Annotated in this window: 22 protein-coding genes and 1 pseudogene; 16 read left to right on the forward strand and 7 right to left on the reverse strand. The window is 37.7% G+C overall.

What is annotated here, in order from left to right; all coding sequences use genetic code 11:
* Window positions 1–115 precede the first annotated feature (115 nt).
* From PBV53_RS01470 to PBV53_RS01505, 8 genes are all read left to right on the forward strand, one after another.
* Window positions 116–994 carry a radical SAM protein gene (locus PBV53_RS01470; protein ID WP_270095412.1) on the forward strand — a complete coding sequence of 293 codons (879 nt, stop codon included), beginning with the start codon at window positions 116–118 and terminating at the stop codon, window positions 992–994.
* A 43-nt stretch (window positions 995–1,037) separates the two neighbouring features.
* On the forward strand, window positions 1,038–1,691 hold the full coding sequence (locus tag PBV53_RS01475; RefSeq protein ID WP_270095413.1) for a flavodoxin family protein: 654 nt from the start codon (window positions 1,038–1,040) through the stop codon (window positions 1,689–1,691).
* A 284-nt stretch (window positions 1,692–1,975) separates the two neighbouring features.
* The gene (locus tag PBV53_RS01480; protein ID WP_270095414.1) at window positions 1,976–2,479 is read left to right on the forward strand and encodes a MarR family winged helix-turn-helix transcriptional regulator; all 504 of its coding nucleotides are present in this window, start codon (window positions 1,976–1,978) and stop codon (window positions 2,477–2,479) included.
* Between the two features lie 5 nt (window positions 2,480–2,484).
* Complete coding sequence (locus PBV53_RS01485; protein ID WP_270095415.1) at window positions 2,485–3,861, forward strand: MATE family efflux transporter; 1,377 nt, start codon at window positions 2,485–2,487, stop codon at window positions 3,859–3,861.
* Window positions 3,862–3,979: 118 nt separating this feature from the next.
* On the forward strand, window positions 3,980–4,579 hold the full coding sequence (locus PBV53_RS01490; protein WP_270095416.1) for a 4Fe-4S binding protein: 600 nt from the start codon (window positions 3,980–3,982) through the stop codon (window positions 4,577–4,579).
* 20 nt (window positions 4,580–4,599) lie between these two features.
* Window positions 4,600–4,983: a nuclear transport factor 2 family protein gene (locus PBV53_RS01495; protein WP_270095417.1), complete on the forward strand. Its 384-nt coding sequence runs from the start codon at window positions 4,600–4,602 to the stop codon at window positions 4,981–4,983.
* Between the two features lie 63 nt (window positions 4,984–5,046).
* Window positions 5,047–5,307, forward strand: coding sequence for a hypothetical protein (locus PBV53_RS01500; RefSeq protein ID WP_270095418.1), 261 nt, complete (start codon window positions 5,047–5,049; stop codon window positions 5,305–5,307).
* Between the two features lies 1 nt (window position 5,308).
* Entirely contained in the window at window positions 5,309–5,812 is a 504-nt protein-coding gene (locus PBV53_RS01505; RefSeq protein WP_270095419.1) for a hypothetical protein, read from the forward strand.
* 157 nt (window positions 5,813–5,969) lie between these two features.
* Here PBV53_RS01505 and PBV53_RS01510 read toward each other — a convergent pair whose 3' ends face one another.
* A complete protein-coding gene (locus PBV53_RS01510; RefSeq protein ID WP_270095420.1) occupies window positions 5,970–6,428 on the reverse strand; it encodes a PEF-CTERM sorting domain-containing protein in 459 nt (152 codons plus the stop codon).
* Window positions 6,429–7,070: 642 nt separating this feature from the next.
* The gene (locus tag PBV53_RS01515; RefSeq protein ID WP_270095421.1) at window positions 7,071–7,496 is read right to left on the reverse strand and encodes a cupredoxin domain-containing protein; all 426 of its coding nucleotides are present in this window, start codon (window positions 7,494–7,496) and stop codon (window positions 7,071–7,073) included.
* Window positions 7,497–7,646: 150 nt separating this feature from the next.
* Between PBV53_RS01515 and PBV53_RS01520 the strand changes: the two genes are divergently transcribed.
* From PBV53_RS01520 to sp36, 8 genes and pseudogenes are all read left to right on the forward strand, one after another.
* Window positions 7,647–9,137, forward strand: a complete 1,491-nt coding sequence (locus PBV53_RS01520; RefSeq protein WP_270095422.1) for a small ribosomal subunit Rsm22 family protein — start codon at window positions 7,647–7,649, stop codon at window positions 9,135–9,137.
* Between the two features lie 187 nt (window positions 9,138–9,324).
* Window positions 9,325–10,485, forward strand: coding sequence for a sensor histidine kinase (locus tag PBV53_RS01525; RefSeq protein WP_270095423.1), 1,161 nt, complete (start codon window positions 9,325–9,327; stop codon window positions 10,483–10,485).
* 256 nt (window positions 10,486–10,741) lie between these two features.
* Window positions 10,742–11,347, forward strand: coding sequence for a hypothetical protein (locus PBV53_RS01530; RefSeq protein ID WP_270095424.1), 606 nt, complete (start codon window positions 10,742–10,744; stop codon window positions 11,345–11,347).
* A gap of 381 nt (window positions 11,348–11,728) precedes the next feature.
* Window positions 11,729–12,334, forward strand: coding sequence for a hypothetical protein (locus PBV53_RS01535; protein WP_270095425.1), 606 nt, complete (start codon window positions 11,729–11,731; stop codon window positions 12,332–12,334).
* 166 nt (window positions 12,335–12,500) lie between these two features.
* Window positions 12,501–13,049, forward strand: coding sequence for a GNAT family N-acetyltransferase (locus PBV53_RS01540; protein ID WP_270095426.1), 549 nt, complete (start codon window positions 12,501–12,503; stop codon window positions 13,047–13,049).
* 102 nt (window positions 13,050–13,151) lie between these two features.
* Window positions 13,152–13,394 (forward strand): annotated as a pseudogene (locus PBV53_RS01545) (DMT family transporter); the annotation flags it as partial.
* A gap of 324 nt (window positions 13,395–13,718) precedes the next feature.
* The gene (locus PBV53_RS01550; protein ID WP_270095758.1) at window positions 13,719–15,920 is read left to right on the forward strand and encodes a PocR ligand-binding domain-containing protein; all 2,202 of its coding nucleotides are present in this window, start codon (window positions 13,719–13,721) and stop codon (window positions 15,918–15,920) included.
* A gap of 121 nt (window positions 15,921–16,041) precedes the next feature.
* A complete protein-coding gene (gene sp36, locus PBV53_RS01555; protein ID WP_270095427.1) occupies window positions 16,042–16,221 on the forward strand; it encodes a Sp36 family protein in 180 nt (59 codons plus the stop codon).
* A 5-nt stretch (window positions 16,222–16,226) separates the two neighbouring features.
* Here sp36 and PBV53_RS01560 read toward each other — a convergent pair whose 3' ends face one another.
* The 5 genes from PBV53_RS01560 to PBV53_RS01580 all read right to left on the reverse strand — a co-directional run bounded on the left by PBV53_RS01560 (window position 16,227) and on the right by PBV53_RS01580 (window position 21,314).
* Complete coding sequence (locus tag PBV53_RS01560) at window positions 16,227–16,739, reverse strand: DUF2115 domain-containing protein (RefSeq protein WP_270095428.1); 513 nt, start codon at window positions 16,737–16,739, stop codon at window positions 16,227–16,229.
* A 62-nt stretch (window positions 16,740–16,801) separates the two neighbouring features.
* Entirely contained in the window at window positions 16,802–17,908 is a 1,107-nt protein-coding gene (locus tag PBV53_RS01565; protein ID WP_270095429.1) for a DUF3179 domain-containing protein, read from the reverse strand.
* Window positions 17,905–18,609, reverse strand: coding sequence for a cytochrome c biogenesis CcdA family protein (locus PBV53_RS09630; protein WP_369123341.1), 705 nt, complete (start codon window positions 18,607–18,609; stop codon window positions 17,905–17,907). The genes PBV53_RS01565 and PBV53_RS09630 overlap by 4 nt, the downstream gene beginning before the upstream one ends.
* A complete protein-coding gene (locus tag PBV53_RS01575) occupies window positions 18,603–19,145 on the reverse strand; it encodes a TlpA family protein disulfide reductase (RefSeq protein ID WP_270095431.1) in 543 nt (180 codons plus the stop codon). Before PBV53_RS01575 ends, PBV53_RS09630 begins: the two co-directional genes overlap by 7 nt.
* A 57-nt stretch (window positions 19,146–19,202) precedes the next feature.
* Entirely contained in the window at window positions 19,203–21,314 is a 2,112-nt protein-coding gene (locus PBV53_RS01580) for a thioredoxin domain-containing protein (RefSeq protein WP_270095432.1), read from the reverse strand.
* Window positions 21,315–22,681: the final 1,367 nt, after the last annotated feature.

Genomic DNA, 22,681 nt, shown 5'->3' on the forward strand with positions numbered 1-22,681 from the left:
TTGTAACGACAACTGTTGCTGCAACAACAATGCTATGGAATTGGATATAATACAATTTGCTGGAAAACTTTTCCCACAAATTAGTGAAACTCATATATGAAGATACAGAGGAAAAATGAAATACACAGGACCAATTTTTAGACCACCAATTGAGGCAAATACAGTCTTATTGCAAGTTACTGTTGGGTGTGCACATAATAAATGTACTTTTTGTACTATGTACAGAGGTACACAATTTTGTATTGAGCAAATTGATCAAATTGAAAATGATCTGAAAGAAGCTAAAGAAAGATATAGATCACTTAAGAGAATTTTTCTTCTGAATGGTGATGTTTTTGTTTTGAGTGCCAGAAGGCTTAAAGAAATATCTAAAAAAATAATAGAATATTTCCCTGAGATGGAAACAATAACAATGTATGCACCAATACGAAATATCATCACAAAAACCGATGAAGAATTAAGGGAACTGCGGGATTTGAGAATTAATGATCTGTGGGTTGGTCTTGAAACTGGCAATGATGAGATATTAAAACGCTTTAATAAAGGTTCTACTCTGAAGGATTCATATGAGCAATTAGAAAGATTGAATAATGCTGGGATTCGCCACAATGCTATCTTTATGCTCGGTACAGCAGGTAGAGGAAATGGTATTGAAGCTGCTATTGGTGCAGCGAAACTGATCAATAAAACAAAACCTCAATTTGTGGGGATCACTTCACTGGGTTTTTTTGACGGAAGTGAACTGACCAGAGAAGTAAAGGATGGCACTTTCATACCAGCAACTGAATTAGAAATTCTTGAGGAAGAGAAAAAGTTGATCGAATTAATAGAAGTGGAGAATATGCCATTTTATGGTAACCACCCTATAAATGCAACTAGTATTGCCGGGATAATTCCAAGAGACCGAGAAAAAATGATCGAGACAATAAATTATGCTGTTAAAACTGCCGGTGAAGAGTTCTTAAACAGCACAGCAGAGCGTTCAACACTATGACATTATAAAAAACACTCAAGATTTAAAGTATGGAGTTATCAAAATGAAAGTAATCGCAATAAACGGAAGTCCAAGAAAAGAATGGAATACGGCAACTTTATTAGAAAAAGCTCTTGAGGGAGCAGCTTCAGAGGGTGCAGAAACAGAAATGATCCATCTTTATGACCTTAACTTTAAGGGTTGTACAAGCTGTTTTGCCTGCAAATTAAAAGATGGAAAAAGTTATGGGAAATGTGCAATGAAGGACGATCTGACACCTATACTGGAAAAGTTGAAAGATGTTGATGCTGTGATACTTGGATCTTCCATCTATTTTATGAGTCAGACAGGTGAAATGAGATCGTTCATAGAACGCTTTTTCTTCCCATATATCGTTTATTCCCCGAACATGCCGTCACTCTATCCTAAAAAGATCCCTCTTGGCTACATATTTACAATGGGTGCTCCAGAAAGCCAATTTGAATCGTTTGGCAGTCAATTTATAGAAAAAAATGAAATGTTTGCAAAAATAGTTTTCGGATATTCTGAAACACTGTGCAGTTATGATGCATATCAGTTCAAAGATTATTCTAAGTATGTTTCATCCATGTTTGATCCTGTGGCAAAGGCTAAATGGCGAGAAGAAGTGTTCCCGCAAGACTGCGAAAAAGTATTTGAGATGGGAGTTGGGTTTGTTAAGCGACAAAAGAGTCTGTAAGCTCTCCCCATTTCAGATCTTGTGATCTAATTTCTTTTTATTGAAGGAAGGAAAACGTTCACTCTGAAAAGTAATATTAGAGAAAGCTGGGGGTAGTTAAACAAGAACTATACCCCTTTTGTTTTCAATTGCGGAATAACAATTTTCCTGCATATTCCGCCTCTATTATTACAGATTATTTTATAATTTTAGCAAAACTGCAGCAATATCCTTAAATATCATATTTTGAATTATTGTTGTCACAACAACAGTAGTCTAAACAACTAGTTCAAAAGGAGTAAAATATGGACAACATACCTATCGGAGCATTAATTTCAATGACCTATCGCAGTAATTTTGTGATGGTAAATACCAAGATGAAAGAACTCGGACTTTCTGCTGGCCAGTTCTTCGTGCTTATGGTGCTTTCACATGATCAGGGCATTACGCAGGACACACTTGCCTGGAGGCTTCTCATAGACAAAGGAAGTATTGCCCGGGCTGTCAAGATCCTTGAAGATAAAGGATTTATCAGACGTATTACCGATGAAAGTAACCGTCGAGCTGTACTTATTTATCTCACGGAAACCGGGGAGCAGCTTATCCCGGAAGTTCTCAAAATTGACCAGGAACTGGAAGAAACTACATTATCAGGATTAACTGAGGAAGAAAGGACACATGCGAAGGTACTGCTCCACAAAATGGCACAGAACAGTTATGAAGCTGCTTATGGTAAAAACGATAAGAAATGGAAGGAGTTTCCACTGAAAAGCTGTAACATGGTGCAAATACAATTGGAAAAGGACTGATAGATATGGATACTAAAAGCATGGATCTTGGAAATGACAAGATCTCAACAATTTTCTGGAAATATGCTATTCCCTCAATAGCTTCAATGTTAATAATGGCAGCTTATTTTGTGGCTGATGGTATCATTGTTGCCAGAGGAGTGGGCACTACTGCACTAGCAGCTGTTAATTTATCGATACCGCTCATGATGGGAACAAATGCAATTATTCTGGCAATTTCTCTGGGTGCATCAATAATCATTTCCATCATGTTAGCCCAGAAAAAATACAAGGAAGCCAGTAATATTTTCTCAGTTATTTTTGTCACAACCATCGTAATTGCAATCCTATTCACAGCAGTGGGATTGTATTTTGTTGAAGACATATCCTATGCAATAGGAGCCACTGAAGAGATACATGGAATGGTACAGACATATCTGTCAGTTATCATGTATTTCATTGTCGCATTCTGTTTGCAGATCACATTGTCAAATGCTATAAGGAATGATGGGAATCCAAATCTTGCGCTACTTAGTACTCTTGGTGGAAGTCTACTGAACATACCGCTTGATGTATTCTTTGTCTTTGTGCTTCACTGGGGACTTTTTGGAGCAGCATTAGCCACGGGAATGTCACAATTCATAGGTGCAGCAGTATTATTCACTCATTTCCTTCGAAAACAGGGACATTTACGTTTTGTATTGCCACATTTTAGTTTGCCGATCATAAAAAGGATCGTTCACAATGCTATTCCACTGTTTATTGAAACCGTTTCAATAGCTATTTTCTTCGCTACCATGAACATTCTGGCTACTAAGTATTATGGAACTACCGGAGTATCTGCTTTTGCAATAGTCGGGGCTGTCTCAATGATATCAACAATGTTCTTTGTTGGGATCGGACAAACAAATCAGCCTTTGATAAGTTATAACTATGGACATGGAAAACATAGTAGGATACATGATATTGTAAAGTATTCACTAAAAACAACAACTGTACTAAGTATTGCAACAGCCGCTATCGTTGCGATATTCAGTGAACAGTTAGTTGGTGTGTATGTAAATGTATCTGCAGAACCTGAGCTTGTTTCATTGACAATCTTTGCATTAAGACTCTATTCTATTGGCTATATATTTACAGCAATAAACATAGCATTAGTAAAATATTTCCAGTCTACTGAAGATCGTAGGTCATCTTTGGTATTAGCATCTCTGAGAGCTTTTGTTCTTCTCATTCCTGCTGCATTGATAGTTCCAAAGATATTCGGAGGAATGGGAATATGGTTAGTGATACCATCTGTGGAAATTATGATCGCTATTCTTTCCGGGTTCATATATTGGAGATCTTTCTCTGCAAAAGATTTGATGGATCCTCAAACTCCACATTTCGATCTTGATGAATAAAGTAACACAAGTTCTTCGAGAAACTTTAGTAAGGAATATATTATGAAGCATTAGGGACAAGTTTTCATGAAGAACTTGTCCTATTAAATTTTAACAATAAAGATCACGGTGTGATGAAATGGAAGGTCCATTGGAATTTTTGAGAAACATTAAATCCGTAGCTATTGCAACTGTTGATAACAATAGACCGGAAGTTCGAATAGTTGATGTGATGCTGCATGAAGATGATAAGTTATACTTTTTGATAGCAAGGGGAAAACCATACTACAAACAATTAAAAGCTAATCCTGAAATATCCATTGTTGCCATGGATGATAACTATGTTACAGTAAGGGTTAAGGGGAAAATAGAGTTTGTTGATAACAGTTTCCTTGATAAAATGTTTGATGAGAATCCGGTTATGAATCACATATATCCAGGAGATACAAGGGAAATTCTGGAAGCATTTTGCCTTCCAAAAGGAACCGGTGAAGTTTTTAATCTCTCGACAAATACTCCAAAACGTGAAAGGTTTGCATTTGGAGGAGAAACTGTAAGTGAGCCCGGATATAGAATTACTGATAAGTGCATTGCCTGTGGCATATGCAAGGATTCGTGCCCGACTGGAGCCATAAATGAAGGAGATGTTTATAGCATTGAAAGCTCGCTTTGTCTTGAATGTGGTAACTGCTATGAAAAATGTCCGAATGATGCAATTGAAGGACCTTTTGAATTTTAAACAAGAATGGGGCGACTATAATGCAAGAAAATTTAGAACAAAACAAGATAAATGCAATTGCGTTCTATAAAATGGCCTACCAAGGAAATCCCAGAAAAGCAACAGAAAAATACGTAGGAAAAGAATACATTCAGCACAATCCGTCGGTGGGAGATGGAATCGGAGAATTTATAAAATACTTTGAAAGGATGCAGGAGGAATATCCTGAGAAAAGCATCGAATTTGTGAGGGTTGTAGCAGAAGGTAATTTGGTTGCTCTGCATACACATCAGGTATGGCCAGGTAACGAAGAATATGTTACAATGGATTTTTTTAGATTTGATGAATATGGAAAAATAGTAGAGCACTGGGACAGCATACAAAAAATTCCAGAAGGATCTGCGAATGATAACGGCATGTACTAAGATACTAATGATGTTAACAGGGTTGAGTATAGGAAGAAGAACACTTCTTGGGGATCTGTTTTTTTGGTTAAAGCAAGGGAATTAAGCCATCAACTTGTAGGAAAGAGGAAAACGATCGAATTTAGTAAGCCTGCTTATGTGGTTGAAAGAGATGACTCTGATCTGTTGAGAAATAAGATTATTGACATATCTTATGCCGAATGGAAGAAGGTGGGATTCTCAAAAGGTACGTTGCATTACATGAAGCAGAATGCCAAGAGTGACAAGCCATTTACTCTTAATACTCATGTAATGGAGAGGTTAGAAACTTGGGGAGGATGTTAACATGACTGAAACAGGCTATTATTGTCCCTCTTGCGGAAAGGGGGTTAAAACTCTAGAATTATTTAATACAAATGCTACTGATGAGTTTATTAGTGAAACCATTTACTATTCATGTGGCCACAAACACATGAGAGATGAAATTAAAGTAAAAGCCTATGGTTATGCTGAAATTTCTAGACAAAGGCTAAAAAGAGGAAAGACAGAACAAGGAAAAGCGAAAATAGAGATTGAGGAAAGATTGCAGCACAATGATCTCGATAACTCAAATGAACCTGTACGGCATGTTGTATGCAAAGATCGAACAAACAGACCAACAAGCTGTTTTCAAGTTGTAAAATATTACTCAGGGACCATAAAGCATGTAGACTGCAAAACTAAAAAATGTGATAACGAATGGAGATATAATCAAGAAACATCTATCGAATGTTCATTTCATTTTGATGATTCATCCGGGTACAAAATAACGTGCCTTAAGTGTGGAGCTAATATTGACACAAACGTCTAATTATACATACTAAAAAGATTCGAACCTCAAGCTTCCACGAAATACAAATGCTGCCTATCAGGACACATTCATCGATCAAAGCGAAAAAAGTTATAATCAAAAACAGATAAAGAATTAAACATCGGTTTTACCAGACGTTCAATTCCTCATTTTACTTTTAGTCTTTCCTGCGCTGGAAGAAGAATGCCAGGCTTAGAATTGCTGCTATTGGAAGTGCAATTGTTGGGAATTCTGGAATTTCAACTCCTCCTCCTTCATTAACTGTTACTGTGGTAGCATCAAAGTCTGTGTCTCCCGCATCATCGGTAACCCTGACAGCAACTACTCCTGTATGCACGTTATTCCATGTCCACATAACGGTCTCGCCCGTGGCATCATCAAATACTCCATCGCCATCTATATCCCATTCCCATGAAACAATGAATCCATCCGGATCATAGGAACCCGATGCATCCAAGGTTATGGATGAACCTACGACACCAACATATGGACCATTGGCATCTGGCACTGGTGGTTGGTTTATTAAAACACTGTTAGCAGTAACAATCCCTGCAGACATTGCCAGTAATATCAAGGATATTCCAAGACAAACAACCATATTCTTTTTAATTCTCATTTTTATTTCCCCATGAATTCATACTGAATCTGAGTTTTTTATATATGGTTTACATTTGTCTTGCAATGCACTATATTCTTTGTGAACCTGTGATTAGAACTTGGAGTACTTGAAAAGTTAACACTGTTAGCAAATAAAAATGCAATCATTTCATTCCTAGTTTAGCAATTAAATGCAACTAATTGTTTCACTCAATTGTAAAATACAACAAAATGTTCGTGTTGTTGCATTCCTCATTATTTGAAATAAGGGTATTGGATAATATGTTAGGATAATTTTTATTGAACATTAAAAAAAGTAAATATTTTAAAAGGTTGCATTTTTGTGAGTTACCTATATCCCCGATATATTGTGCGGGCCATTAAATTCGAACATCAAGAACTTACGAAATACAAATTTCTAATACTTATAGCTAAAAGTACCAGCTCCCCCATATCTTGCTTTTTCAAAAATAATATATCAAATGGTTTTAAACGACCCTTAGTCCTGCACGTTCCATTTACCTCAATGACCCTGCAGAGGTCCCATAAGATGAATTGCTAACCGAGGTGCAGATCCCTGTAAATAAAATTTGAGGGGTATTCCCCTCATTTTTTGAGAAAAGTCAAGCTCTTAGTATCTATATCTTTCAAACCAGAGTGTTCAGGCTTCAACTATTACAGTTCCCTTCATGTATGGATGAATGGTACAGATATAATCGTAAGTTCCTGCCTCTTCAAAGGTCATACTGAATGATTCTCCTTCGGCAAGTGTTCCTGAATCGAACATATCGTTGTTATCTGTGGCTGTATGTGGTGCTGTATCCAGATTTGTCCATGTAATTGTGTCCCCAACGGATATGCGGATCTCCTCTGGAGCAAATTCGAAGTTTTCGATAATCACTTCTACAGTTGCTCCCATGTGCTCTTCTGTATCCATGTCCATGGTTTCATTGTCTTCTGCTTCGACAAGATCGGATACTTCATCTTCTACGATTTCTGGTTCGTCTATGATCTGTTCAGTGTTATCTGCACACCCAGCGACGAGGATCGCCGCAAGTAATACCAGCAATACAATTAGTTTGTTCAAGATATTATTCCCCCATTTTATTCCTTAATAAAACTATCTTGGGTATCGGTGATATATATTTTGCTTCTAAAAAAGAATAGTTTCAGCATAAGATTTTTCAATTTTTCTTCAACAATGCTTTTATCATTTGGCATCGTTCCACTCCACAAGATGCCTGCTAATAAAGTACTCTCTGTCCTGAAATATGTCTCTCGTATGAAAAAGGAGTTCATGCTATCTGAGCTCAAAGATCATGTTAAAGACGAAATATCTATACAAGCCATTTATGATGAGGTTTCATCATCTCTGTTCGACCTTAGGCTCAATGCTGTACCTATGGGGAACGATTTCAGAATAACAAGAGCTCCTGGGAAAGAAACCCTTGTGCTTAGTCCTGAAGATAAGGAATTGATGAGTTCATTTTTAAAGTTTGGTACTATTCCTAAGAAGCTCCAAAGGCTAATTGAACAGTACATTGGCGAGAAGACCTCTAAGGACTGGGATGACCCTATAGTCCTGGAGAAAATAAGATGGGCGATACAATCCCAGAAGGCCGGTTACTGGAAAGAGGGCAAGGCAAAGAAGATCAGCTATGAAAAAGGCTACAGTATCCTTGCTTATCTTGCTTATCAGTTCCCTGTATATTTCATCCAGTTCCAGCATATCCTCTACGGTATGGAGCTTGATGGCCTGCTCAAGACGAGAATGAAAATAGTTGACTTCGGTACCGGTCCGGGAACCGTTCCTGCTGCAATAGCAGACCATTACATGCGATTGGGTAATGCAGAAGTCGAGATCCACAGTGTGGAGCTCTACGATGAGAACATCGAAGCCTATAAGCACATTGTCCCTGAGTATGCAAAGGACAATCTGAATGTGAAGGTCGAGGATACCATAAAGGCAAATATTAAAGACCTTAAAGCTGATGATCTTCCTGATAAGGTGGATATGATGGTTTTCTCGAACGTGCTCAATGAGATAAGTGAGTTATCCCTCGATGAGAAGGCAGCTCTTCTTAAGGAATTATCTACAAAGCTCGTTGATGATGGGAACATCGTTCTGATCGAACCTGCTGACAAAGCGAATTCTACAGAACTAAGAAGACTGATGTTTGCTCTTAAAGGATCAGGGCTTAATGTTTACAGCCCCTGCTCGTTCATTTGGTGTGCCGGATGCAAACCAGATGAATGCTGGAGCTTTGAGCAGAAAAATGATATCAATCCACCAGTTCTGATGAAGAAGCTTGCAGATTGTGAAGAACCGTTCCGTTATTTGAACACTGATATCAAATATTCCTATGTGATCCTGAGAAAGGACAGGCTAACACGTATCAAGTACAAGGTGCCTCTAAAAGCGAAATTCGCAAGACTTGCAACCATAGACAAATTTACAGACAAACGCATAAATATCGTTTGTTCTCTGATGTCAGGTGATCTTGGGGACAATCAGTATAGTGTTTACAAAGTATGTGACGGCACTTCAAGAAAGCAGGTATATGTAATTTTACCATTCCATAATATGAATGTGGAAAACAATGCTATCAAAGAAGTGGAGTATGGCGGGATTTTAAAGATCTATGATGTTCTTGTTAAATACAATGAGGAAAAGGACTCGTATAATTTAATTCTTGGTAAGATGAGTGCTGTTGAAAAAGTTGAATGAACTTCGAGCTGAATCATTCACTTTTTATTTTTTCTCTAATCGTGAACTGCTACATATTAACCCGGGGATGAACATATTGAGATGTTCGTCTCTAAATATTGTTTAACCTATAGTTCAAATAAATTATATCACATATATCCTATTTTTAGTATGATATCTATTTAAGAAACTGACTCCCTAATATTCTATGGGGTTGGTTAGAATAGTTACATCTTCTTATATTGATGATGTCAAAATTAGTGAGGAAACAGTTGCTAAATGGCAAAGAATCGTGGATCTGATGGCTCAGACCTTACACGTTCCTGCTGGTCTCATCATGAAGGCGAAGCCTAACCATCTCGAAGTGTTTGTATCGAGCAAAACAAAAGGTAATCCATACAAAGCGGGGGAGCGAGTTGATCCTGGGTGGGACCATGATCTTGATATTGAGCTAGGGCTGAAGTTTTATTTTGGTTTTCCGATCAAATGGCCAAATGGTGAAAGATTTGGTACAATTTGTGTCTTGTATAATAACGATAACTCTTTGTCCAATTCTTCTCGCGAATTAATGTTTGAGTTTAAGGAAATCATTGAAACTGATCTTTTAGTTACTTCACAGGCATATGAGAATGAACTAATTAAAAAGGCACTCATTGAAGCAAAAATAGAGTCCGAAAATGTCAGTCAAGCAAAAAGTGATTTCCTTGCGAGCATGAGCCATGAGCTACGCACACCCCTTAATTCGATCATAGGCTTCTCTGATGTACTGCTAACTGAACAATTCGGCTTGCTTAATGAAAAGCAATTAAAATATCTGAGCAATGTTTCTACAAGTGGAAATGAGTTACTGGAAGCTATTAATGGTTTATTGGAACTTTTAAAAATCGAATCTGGCAAATTGCAACTTCGGATCGAGGATGTTGATGTATCAGAAACTATTCAGGATGTAAAAGTTCTGCTAGATCCTCTTGCGTCGGAAAAGGGTATTATTTTAGAATGCAATGTAGGATCTGATGTTGGAAGCATAAAAGCTGATCGGATCAAGTTCAAAGAGATCCTGTATGATCTTATGAATGATGCTATTAAATTTGCATCTGATAATGGAACGATAAGATGTTATGCTACTGTTAATGAAAGTGAATTGCATATTACTATCCAATATACAGGTGTCGGAATACCAGAAGACGAGCTAGACAACATTTTTCAGCCTTTCCTAAAAGTTAGAAAGTTCCACGTGCAAAAATATCGGGGGACTGGATTGAGGTTGCCGATCGTTAAGAAGATAGTTGAATTGCATGGAGGCACTATCTGGGTTGAATCTGAACCTGATAAGGGAAGTACTTTTAATTTTACTATTCCTTATACATAAAAAACACGATCTGGCGTTTGTATAGTCCAGGGTAATATCACCTTTTTTATCTTCTTTATTATTTATGCTAGCTGAATCTATTTTTTACCAGATAATTGCTGTTATTTTGGCTCTGTATCAAAAGTAGCTCAATAAAACTTAAATAATATTGAGTCATGTCAAGTTATATTGATTTATGTCAAGTTATGTTGATTTAGATGATATAGGTCGAACAGTTAAAACTAATGGAGGTTATTAAATTTCAAACAATGATATCATGGATGAGATTAGAACAGAACTTCTCTCTTCAAAAGGAATTGGTTCAGTTTTGTTCCTTGACGAAACTGACCGAAAGAAGATAATCGAATCTGAAAGAGAGGATGAACTAAATGGATCAATAGTATGCGGTAAAAAGAACAACGTTGGAATACGTCAGGTTCTTGACTGTGATGTGATGATGGGTTTTTTGACCAACAATGAGTTTCAGTGGCCCACAAATCATATCAAAGTGATGCACGGTGACAAGCTCATCGGTGAAGATGTGTGTGATCCTCTGGATCTTCAGGAGTATCATGACGATCATAAATATTGTGTTTTGGGTAATATCGTAATACTTTATGAGGAGTTCTTAAAGGGCAAGTCTTCAACTGATCCGATATATATGGTCATTAATGCACACCCTTTCCCTTCCATTGAAGTGGTTTCCGGGATTTCCGGGGCACTGATCGCTTCACCTTCAAGAGCATCGGATGGATATATGCGATCTCTTTCTCAAGAGGACAAAATGGTGCATGTTGGTTCTTTCCTTCTTGGGTTCAACCTAAAGCCCTTGGAATATGCCAGCAATTTAGTAGCTGCTCCTCTAAAAAGCAGTGTTTATTGATCAAAAAGTGAAGGAAATAATAGGAAATTGGGGATGCTTTCCCACCTCCTTTAACATTCTCAATATTTCTATTTACTTTGCTGACCATTCAAGTGATCGTAAAGATAATATTTTATTAATTTGGGTTATGCCGTTACTAAAACTGTGGAGGTCAACAATGGTATTGTTGGTATTGAATTTTTCGATGAACCATTGTACAGTTCGGTATCAGAAAAGATTATCTTGATCAGGCTCTGTAGAAACCTACTTTTTTGTATCAGTATCAAAAGTATTTCAATAATACTTAAGTAACATTGAATTATAACAATATACATTGATTAATTGATCTTGATCGATCAGTTAACATTAGTGGGGGGTTATTAAATTACAAACGAAGATATTATGGATGGGGTCCGAACGGAACTTCTCTCTTCAAAAGGGATCAGTTCAGTTCTGTTCCTTGACGAAACTGACCGGAAGAAGATACTCAAGCTTGAAAAAGAGGATGAACAAAAAGGACTAGTTCTGTGTGGTAAAAAGAGCAACGTTGGGATCCGTCAAGTTCTTGGCTGTGATTTGATGCTATGTTTTTTGACCAACAGTGAGTTTCAGTGGCCTAAAAATAATGTTAAATTGATGCACGGTGGCAAACTCATCGGTAAAGATGTGCTTGATCCTGTGGAACTTCAGGGGTACCTGGACGATCCCAAATATCGCGTCTTAGGTAATATTGTAATACTCAACAAAGAGTTTCTGAATATAAGGTCCTCAACCGATCCTATAGATATGGTCATCAATGCACATCCTTTCCTCTCCATTGAGGCGGTCTATGGCATTTCTGGGGCAATTATTGCTTCTCCTTCAGTAGCGTCGGATAAATACATACGATCTCTTTCTCAGGATGGTAATTCGGCCTACATTGGTTCTTTCCTTCTGGGGTTCAACCTGAAGTCCCTGGAATACACCAGTACTCTTGCAGCTGCCTCTCTAAAAAGCAGTGTCTATTGATCGTGAAGTGGGGATAAGAACAGTAAAGTGTTTTTCTCTTCCTTCCTCTTTTGATATACCAAATATTTTTCTTTCCTTTGCTGACCATTCAACTGGTCGTAAAGATAATTTTTATCAATTTGGCTAAGACCGTTATTGTTATTTATTTGACGGACTATGGTCGTTTATGTCTTTAAAAGTGCCTGAAGTACTTGAAACCGAAAGAACGCTCATCCGTCCTTTCAAAGGAGATGATCTTGATGGCTTCTATGTTTTCATGTCTGATGGGGAAGCTACTAAATATCTTCTTTTCACTGCTGATCAAAAGACCTTCGAAGGTACTAAAGAGCTGCTCGATAAGACTATTGTAAATTACGATAATGAAGAGCAGATATATGCTCTGGCAGTTGAGCGTAAAGCCGATGGAAATTTCATTGGTTCTGTCGGCTTTGGTCCGGATTGGAAATGTTCAGGATATCAGATGTTCTGGATGTTCCTTCCTGAGTACTGGAAAAAGGGATATGGTATTGAAGTTACCAAAAAGCTCCTTGAATATGCTTTTTCTGTACTGGGGTTAGGAATGATGACCGCTTATTCTCATCCTGACAATATAGCATCTGAAAAGCTTGCACTAAAACTGGGGATGGTGAACAATGGTATTGTTGACATTGAATTTTTCGATGAACCTCATATGCAGTTCGTTATCAGAAAAGATGATCTAAATCAATTGCTTTAAATATATCCAATTCAATGCTCTTTCATGGAATGTATATATCTTTTAATAGCAGGGATCTTTGAGACTGGTTGGGCGATCAGCATGAAATAAAGTGAAGGATTTACGAAGATCTACCCTACTCTCTTTACTCTGGTCTTTCTTGTGATCAGCATGTCTTTTCTGGAAAAAGCACTGCGTGTTATCCCTGTGGGTGCCGGATATGCTGTTTGGACCGGAATCGGTATCCTCGGTACGACTTTGCTGGGCATCTTCCTTTTCAATGAATCCATGGATATCGTCAGGCTGGTCTGCATATCATTGATAGCCATTGGGATAATGGGACTTAAGGTCTTGGGACCTCAATGATAGTTTTCCTGTCAGTAATGAGTTATTGTAAATTTTTTGTTCTTATATTTCAAGCATGTTCAACTTCTCGTAAGGTATATGGCTGAAAGCTTCTATTATCTCTACTTTCCCAATATTTTCAAATGTATTAAAATATTCTGTAATGCCAGAATATAGGCATTGGATGACAATTTTGTATTGTATTATTTGCTTAATCTCATAAAGCTTTTTAATCAATAATAGACAAATTATAACTTAAGGAGTTCGAGTGGAACTATAATAAATTCAATGAATTGACAATATACAACATTTTAAATAAAAGCGGGGGTTCATACTTTGATCAATATGTTTTCGTCAGGTCCAACTACTGAAATAAACTACAATTTCGTTGATCTTGTTGATACTTGCAAGTTACAGTACCTTATGGAAAGTTTTTACGCTGCAACTAACATTCCCTGTGGGATCGTTGATATGGAAGGTAATATCCTGATTGCTGTTGGATGGCAGGATATTTGTGTAAAATTCCATCGTTTAGATCCTGTTACTGAGAAACGTTGCAGGGAAAGTGATAAACATTTTATTGAATTCTTTGAGAATAGTTCTGCAAAGGACAAAGGATATATGGAATATATCTGTGGGAATGGAATGATCGATATTGGTATTCCGATTCACGTTGAGGGAAAGCATCTTGCAAATATTTTTCTTGGTCAATTCGTTTACGAAAAACCAGACCCTGATTTTTTTATAAAGCAGGCAAATGAAGTTGGTTTTGACGTGGATGAATATCTTAAAGCTCTTGATAAGGTTCCTGTCCTTAGTAAAGATAAAGTTACTCACATTATAGATTATTATATCAAGCTTGCTTCCTTTCTTACGGATATTGGTTTACAAAACCTGCAGCTTGTAAGGGCTGAAGAAGCTCTTCTACTTGATGAAAAACGACTTGAAGCTCTTTTAAAGCTTAACCAGATGTACGATACCACTTTTGAAGATATAACCGATTTTGTACGTGAAGAAAGTATTGCCCTTACGAATAGTAAGATCGGTTATCTGGCAATTTTAAATGATGATGGAACATTGCTTTCTATGCATTCTCGAACTCAGGTTACTGTGGATGAATGTATTGTCAAAGATGATGTTCCGGACTATCCTCTTGAGTCTGCTGGTTTTTGGGTTGAGGCCGTTAGGCAGGAAAGGCCGGTCATTACTAATGATCATGCAGCACTTGATCCTCTCAAAAAAGGCTATCTTGGGGAACACTTAAAGATCCTGCGCCATATGGATATTCCTGTGTTCGATGGTGACAAGATAGTGGCTGTTGCAGGTGTAGGCAATAAGGAAATGCCATATGTTGAATCAGATGTTCGTCAACTAACCCTGTTAATGGATGGTATGTGGAGGATGGTAAAGCGTAGAAAAGCAGAAGATGATCTCTATAAAAGTGAGGGGAGAAATCGGTCAATACTAAATTCTATTCCTGATCTCATGTTCAAGTTCAGTGGTGATGGAACGTTTGTAGATTACAATAAACCTTCTGAGGGTTCTCTTATTTTTCCTGCTAGTGATTTTATTGGAAAGAATATTTCCGATATTTTTCCACAACACATTTCAACTCCTTCAATTGTGAACATTAAAAAAGCGTTGAAGGATGATAATATCGAGATATTTAATTATCAAATGGATCTGGATGACGGCGTTCGTTATTATGAATCTCGTTTTGTTGCCACCGGGGAAGATGAGGTGCTGGCAATCATTCGGGATATTACTGATCGAAAGGAAACTGAAAAAATACTTCTTGAAAAAGCAGAGGCTGAAGCTGCAAATCTTTCCAAGAGCAAGTTCCTTGCGAATATGAGTCATGAGTTAAGAACTCCGCTAAATGCGGTCATCGGGTTCTCAGAAATGCTTGCGGGTAAGAATTTTGGTGAGCTTAATGAAAAGCAAGAACGGTATGTTAAGAACATTTCTTCAAGCGGCACTCATCTTCTTAATCTTATAAATGATATTCTGGACCTTTCAAAAATAGAAGCAGGAAAGATGGAACTTTTTATCGAAGAATTCAATTCTCTGGATGCAATTGATGAAGTCTGTTATTCTTTGATGCCCCTGATCCTCAAAAAGGACCTTAAACTTAACTTTTCTGTTGATGAGGATGTGAGGTGGATATTTGCTGATATTACAAAGTTCAAGCAGATACTTTATAATCTACTCAGCAATGCTGTAAAATTCACTTCAGAAGGCGGTTCTATAACAATTAGTGGTTCAATTATTGGGGATGAGGGTCATTTCAGTGTTGAAGATACTGGCAAAGGTATTGCACCTGATTACCTCTCTTCTATCTTTGACCCTTTTTCACAAGTTGAGAAATTCGAAACAAAAGTGGAAAAAGGGACAGGACTCGGTCTTGCTCTTGTCAAGTGTTTTGTTATGCTTCATGAGGGGAGAGTCTGGGTTGAATCTGAGGTTGGCAAGGGTAGCAAGTTTTCGTTCAGCTTGCCGATAGAACCTATTCATATTGGGGAATCGTCCATGCCTTATTTGAAGTGATTTACCCACCATAATCAAATTTACTTGTGTTATAGGTAAATCTAATTTTTAAAAACTGTTATATAGCATCAAAGCAGTCTTTTTATTGTAACCAATACTCCTAAAATAAGAGGTAAAACATATGGCTTGCTGGGAATATGATATTAAGATGATTCGAATGGAAAAGATCGACACTACCAAGGAAGATCTAAATTCACTTGGTATTGATGGCTGGGAGTTAATCAAGTTTGATGGTCAACTCGATAGTTCCGGGAAAACTACCGGATATTTCAAACGTTTATTGGATGGAGCTAATATCTAAAGCTTTTACCACATATCTCCATCTGTTTTTGCAACTTCTTCGTTGTCCTTGCAAATGCAATATTTGCAAAGGGCAATGTCAACTTCCTTTTGCTTGTTTTTGATAGGGCAATAATATTCACCGTTCAGTTCCATTATTGTCATTCCTCCCGGCAAGATCATACCTACGGGGTGTAACGGTTTTTTTGCGATGAATATGAGGTATGGTGTTACTACATTCATAAATCTCTGAAAGTAAGCTTCGAGAGGATCCTCACTAACTTGCTGCTCGTAATTTTTGATAAGTTCTTTGTATGTTTCAGCATCTATCTCTTCTCTCGCAGGATTCGATCTTAAGCCCTTTATTTCCATAAAAGTCTCATAGTAATAACTAAATAATTCCGTTGAATAGGCCTTTTTATATTTCTCTGGTAGGAACTTAACGTAATTGAGCATGAATGAACGTGCTTTCATAATGTCATTGTTAGATAGTCTCCTTGCATCCTTTTCCAGGGATGCAAGAAGCTCTTTGGTGTCCATAGGCACCTTTTTCGACATATTCATTAATCTATTTTCCCTGTTCGAGAAGTTTTATCCCTTCATCAGTTTCTTTTCCTGCTGGCTGCCAATGCAAATAATATTGCAGCTACCGGCGCCACAATTCCAAGAGGTGTGCTTTTTTCTTCTTCTGGAAGTTCAGGTTCAAAACCTTCTGGAAGGTATATTGTTGTTTCCGGATGGAATGCATACCATGCAAACCAGAAATCCCTTTCTTTTATAATTTCGTCACCGGTTTTCAGGTCAGTTATTCTGACAATTCCTGCTTCATCTCTTTCAACAAAGATATCAATGTCATTGACGGTGTCATTTATGGTGCCGGAATTGATAAGGTCTTCTTCACGATATGCTTGATAAGTTCCATTCACTTCGATGCCGAAAATGACAGTTTTGGGGTGGATCGTGTCATCACTGTTCTCCACTGGGAATAGCACAAAACTGTTCTCGTAATAATTGCCATATGGGTCAGTACCATATGGTCTGTCGAACCCTGTATCCTGTGAGAGGACTTCTGAATCTGGATGTGCTACTTTCCAGTCCCTCCAGACAACCGTTTCTATGGAAATTGCTTTCAGTTCCATTCCTGTAAGCTCTCCGACAATCGCTTGCCCACCTATTTGTGTCCAGTATGAATTTGTATTTCTATCATACATCACAAGGTTTGAATTGTATAGCTTTCCTGAGGTTCCAAATTCAACTTCTTCTCCGTTGATCGTTCTTTCATAGGCGATGCCTGATCCGCAAAGTGGGCAGTATGTTATGAGGATCGGCTCACCATTTATGTGATCATTGACAATTTCGTGCCAGACCATCACTTGAAGGGGGTACACTCTTTTAGTGTCGTTGTAGATGAGTGCCAGAACCAGCTCATTGTCCTGTATCCATCTATCAGCTTCATCAACAGTTACATACTCAGGTTCATCGATAGAGGGTATCCCGTCCATGGGTGGACCTCCTGATGTGATCTTATTTGGATCTACAATATATTTCACTCCCAGTTCTGTGACCATTATACCTGTTTCTTCTTCCATCTTAATAAGTTCGGGCAGCTTTTCGATCGACCCGGCAGTTTCCTCTTCAGCAACTGCTACTAACGGCAGGATCAGGAAAAGTATGCATGAATATACTGCTATCTTTTTTAAGGTGTTCATAGTAATTTCTCCAGTACTCTGAATACAAATACAAGGTAATACACGGATATGACAAACATCATGATGCCTGCCGACAGGTTTATCTTTCTTTTGTTGGTTACGAGGAATCTGATGAGCCTCTTGCTCTTTGTTGTTGATATTGCAGAGAAGACCAGTAATGGAAAGCTCAATCCAATTCCAAAGGCAATGAAGTTCAGGAAATTCTCTAGGAAGCCCGTACTTGTGAGGGATTTAGCAAACAGGGCTGCAATGAATGCAGGATTGCATGGGACTACGATGGCCCCGAAAAAGAATCCGTATAAAAAAGCTGTTATGATTGGGCTTCTGTTGTTTGAAATGTTGGTTCTTGGCAAAAATTTACCTATATCAAAATCAAGTATCAATAATATACTGATGATGAACAGTATGCCAAATGCGATCGGTGAGATTATTCCGATGACCTTTGTAAGTGAGACTTGCAATATTGTGGTGAACAATATTCCCAGGAGTGCCATAAAAAGGATAACTCCAGCACTGATTATTAGTCCGAAGATGATCGGTAGCTTCTCATTTTTCTCTTTCCCTGACATCTGGTTGGAAAGGTATGCCAGAAATGCAGGGTATAATGGTAAGACGCAAACTGCTGTAAGTGGCGTCAGTAATCCAAGTGTGAAAGAGATAAATATATCCGTGATAAAAGGAAGGATAGTGCTTATCAGCATCCCTCCTCTAGCTCCATTATAAGTTCATCTGATTGCTTTAGTCCTCTGTCCAGCAGTCTTGTGGACTGGTCATTGCAAATGAGTACTACTGGAGCACTTGGCGCATTGACAACTACAAATCCGAATTCATCTATCAAAGACTCTGTCATTTCAATGGGTGCTACTGCAAAGTACCAGTCAAATCCATTCTTTTCAGCATGATCTCTGACGAGTTCCGTATCTTCGTTAGGGTCGGTATCAAGGGAGATATGGATCACACCAGGTTTTATTCCTGCAAGCTCTTCCATTTCTTTTTGCTGTTGTAAGCAGGTTGGACACCAGACTGCAAAAGTCTCTAACATCACCGTTTGTCCTTCAAAATCGCTTATTTTGAAAGTGTCGCCGGTTATGGTATCTGTTAGTTCTACTTCTTTCCAGTCTATAACTTCTTCAGGTTCAGTTCCCTCGTCCGTCTCAGTACCAATACATCCGGATATCAGGACCAATGTGATGATTAATGCAATAAATAGGCCATAGGAATGTTTAATGTCGTACATTTAATACCCCTATTAAATGTGTGGTCTGCTTTTAAATAAACGTTTCTAATAGGATCATCACTGGATATTATGGAGCTTTTTCAAGATCTCTACTATTATTTTGGGATCTGTTGTGGGCAACGCACATTCATGACCCTGGCAGACATAAGCAGTTGCTTTTTGATTTTGTGTTTTAAGTGTGGATGTGTATGGTGCTATTCTTTCCAGTTCCTTCTCATTTTTTTCGCTTTTAACAATAACTGTTTTTCCGGGAATTAACTCTCGATTGATGTTGTTTAGCATAAGCTGTGTGTCTTCGGAATCAAGCTCTCCTGCTATCACAATTTCCACAGAGGGGGCGAATGCAAGACCCAGGCCTGCGATGAAATGTGTATGACCAAACGGCATGGCATTTACTGTGGATGCGAAAGCATTTGACGTATCTATTGCTTCACTATTTAATTTGGGATCGCCGGTAAGCTTTGAAAGTCTGAGGAGGTTGTTTAGTTCTACTGAATTTCCGCTTGGAATAGCTCCGTCATATACCTCCTTTTTTCTGAAAAGCAAAGTCTCATTTTTATTGGATGTATGGAAGAAACCGCCATTTTCTTTGTCTTTAAAATTCTCGATCATATAGTCTGTAAGTTGCAGAGCCTTTTCGAGATAAGTGACCTCAAAAGTAGCTTCATATAGTTCTATCAGTCCCCATGTAAAGAATGCATAGTCATCGAGGAACCCAATTGTTGGTTCTTTGTTGCTGGAATAATTGTGGTAGAGCTCACCATTTTCCTTCATACGCTCGGATATTAGCAGGTCGGCGTTTCTTTTTGCAATATCAATGTATCTTTTATTGCCCATTACGCGACCACTGATCGAGAGTGCTGCTAACATCAGTCCGTTCCAGTCTGTTAATATCTTATCATCCTTTGAAGGGTGTATCCTTTTTTCACGTGTGAAAAATAGTTGTTTCCTGCATCGTTCTATTATGTGATCTATTTCTTTACGTGTTATGTTGTATTGCTTTTCAATACTTTCCAGGTCTTTCTCCAGGTGTAGTATGTTCTTTCCGCTAGGCTGATGCGTACTTTCTTCGAGGAAATTGCCTTCAGGTATAACATTAAAAACATCTCTGAAGATAGGATGGTCTTCACGGCTTAATATACTCTCAATTTCCGAAAGTTCCCATGTGTAGAACCTACCTTCCATTCCCTCGCTGTCAGCATCTTCGGCACAATAAAATCCGCCATCAGGTGAGGTCATATCCCGTATGATATATTCAATGATCTCATTTGCTGTATTCGAATACTCTTCTTTGTAGGTTGCTTGATAGGCTTCCGTATATGCAATGATAAGCAATGCCTGATCATACAGCATCTTCTCGAAATGCGGGACGAGCCATGAGCTATCTGTAGAATATCTGTGAAATCCGAATCCGATGTGGTCATATATTCCGCCTTTTCTCATTGCCTGCAATGTTCTTTCGACCATTTGCAGGGCTGTTGGGTTCCCTGCCCTTTTCCAGTAGCGTAGAAGATATGATATGTTATGGGGGGATGGGAATTTCGGCGAGGTTCCGAATCCTCCATTTTCGTTATCGAAATTATTTGCAAGATATGTGTAAGTTCTATGGATGATCTCTTCAGTTACTCCTTCGGTATGCGAGCTCTCACTTTTTTCGGATAAGGCCGTTTTTAGCAGCTCGGTCTGTTCGACTATTTTATTGTGTTCTTCTTTCCACAGATGTTCTATCCATGGGATGATCTCGAGCATTCCTTTTCTTCCAAACCCGCTTTCGAGGGGGATGTATGTGGCTGCAATGAACGGGACCTTCTCCGGGGTCATTATAATGGTAAGGGGCCATCCTCCGCTGCCGTTCATTTTCTGGCAGATGTCCATGTATACTGAATCGATATCTGGGCGTTCCTCTCTGTCCACTTTGATACTGACAAAAGTCTCGTTCATCATTTTAGCAACGTCTTTGTTCCTGAACGATTCCTTTGCCATCACATGGCACCAATGGCATGTTGAATATCCAATGGAGAGGAATATTGGCTTGTCCTCACTTTTTGCTTTTTCAAATGCTTCCTCTGTCCATGGATACCAATCCACAGGGTCGTTAGCATGCTGTAAAAGGTATGGATTTTTTTCATCGATCAATCTATTCTTAGTACCCTTATCATTGTTTGTCATGATTTCCCCAAATCATTTTTATTTGACTTCTATTTTTTAGAAAGAAGCCTTATATGAATGTTGACTTATCGCTATATGGTTTTATCCCTGTGTACGATGCTTAAATGTGTGGGACAGTAATGATATTAAGAAATAGTGGCATTGATGTCTGTTCTTCTGCTTGTAACCTTTGTTGTTCCTCTGTGTGTACTGACGCCATAAATGATGTTGGGAGTTTTATCTAAAAGATCCCGGGGTTTCACTTTCTGCTGGTCATAAAAGGTTTGCTGTGGCCTTTGTGACGAAGTCTTTGATTTTATGTTCGATTAACTACTTCCGTTCTTGCTCTTGGGGGTGAGTGAGTTCCTTGCTGTTGTGAGATGCCTTGTATGGTCATTTTAGCAGCTTCCTGAAATGAGTCTTGTGGGGGACTCCCATTGAGTGTTCTCTAGTATCAATTATGTATCTACACTCATTTTTCAGCAAGATATTTCAAAGTATTTTTATTTATAAAATTGTCAAATATGTGCTATTAATTATATACTTCTATTTATGCATAATTAGCATTGTTCATTATAATATGTATTATTTTTTAACTATAATATATAATACTGTATTATCTATGTATTTTTAAAAGTATACTTCTGTACATAAATATTTGATTGACTAGGTTTGCGATATTATTGCATATATATTTTATAATATGTTCTTTTGTTAATATATATCGAGCAATACACTTTAATCCAATTTTATAAAAATCAAGGCATAAAATTAAATATAATATCCACGTTTAAATAAAAATGCCCTACATTTTTTTTAAATCTTCTACTTTGATTAAGCCATTTTCTAATATAATTGAGATTATGATCTCAATGGTTCATATTATGTCTTACCAAAATCCTGGAAAAATGCCTATGTGTTTCTATCCATTTTCGGTTCGCATAGTGTATAAGTGGTACCTCAAAAATATGTCAATTCGCATAGCAAAGTATTCCTATTTTTTTGTAATGTGTTTAACCTTATTTTTTCCAATTTAGTCATAAATATATTATTTTATTTTTATTACTTATTATTAATATTTTAAAATGTAATATGTCTAATATCATTCTAGTTATATTCTTTTTAATAATCATATACAAATATGTCCTTTTCTTTATTTACTATCTATAATATACTATTAACTGCTTATTATATGGCATACTTGTATGTGGAATGCTATAGAAATATTTGTGCAATTGCCTATGGATCTCTGGTCATTTTCGCACAAGCCAGCAAATTATATGACTCAATATGGGGTATATTCGTATGGCTCCTTTTAATAAAAAACATTTATGTTGCTTTGATTATCTCCTATTCCTGATTTATGGCGAATTATCCGAAAAATCGCA

The organism is Methanococcoides alaskense (assembly GCF_027594145.1).
Classification (GTDB): domain Archaea; phylum Halobacteriota; class Methanosarcinia; order Methanosarcinales; family Methanosarcinaceae; genus Methanococcoides; species Methanococcoides alaskense.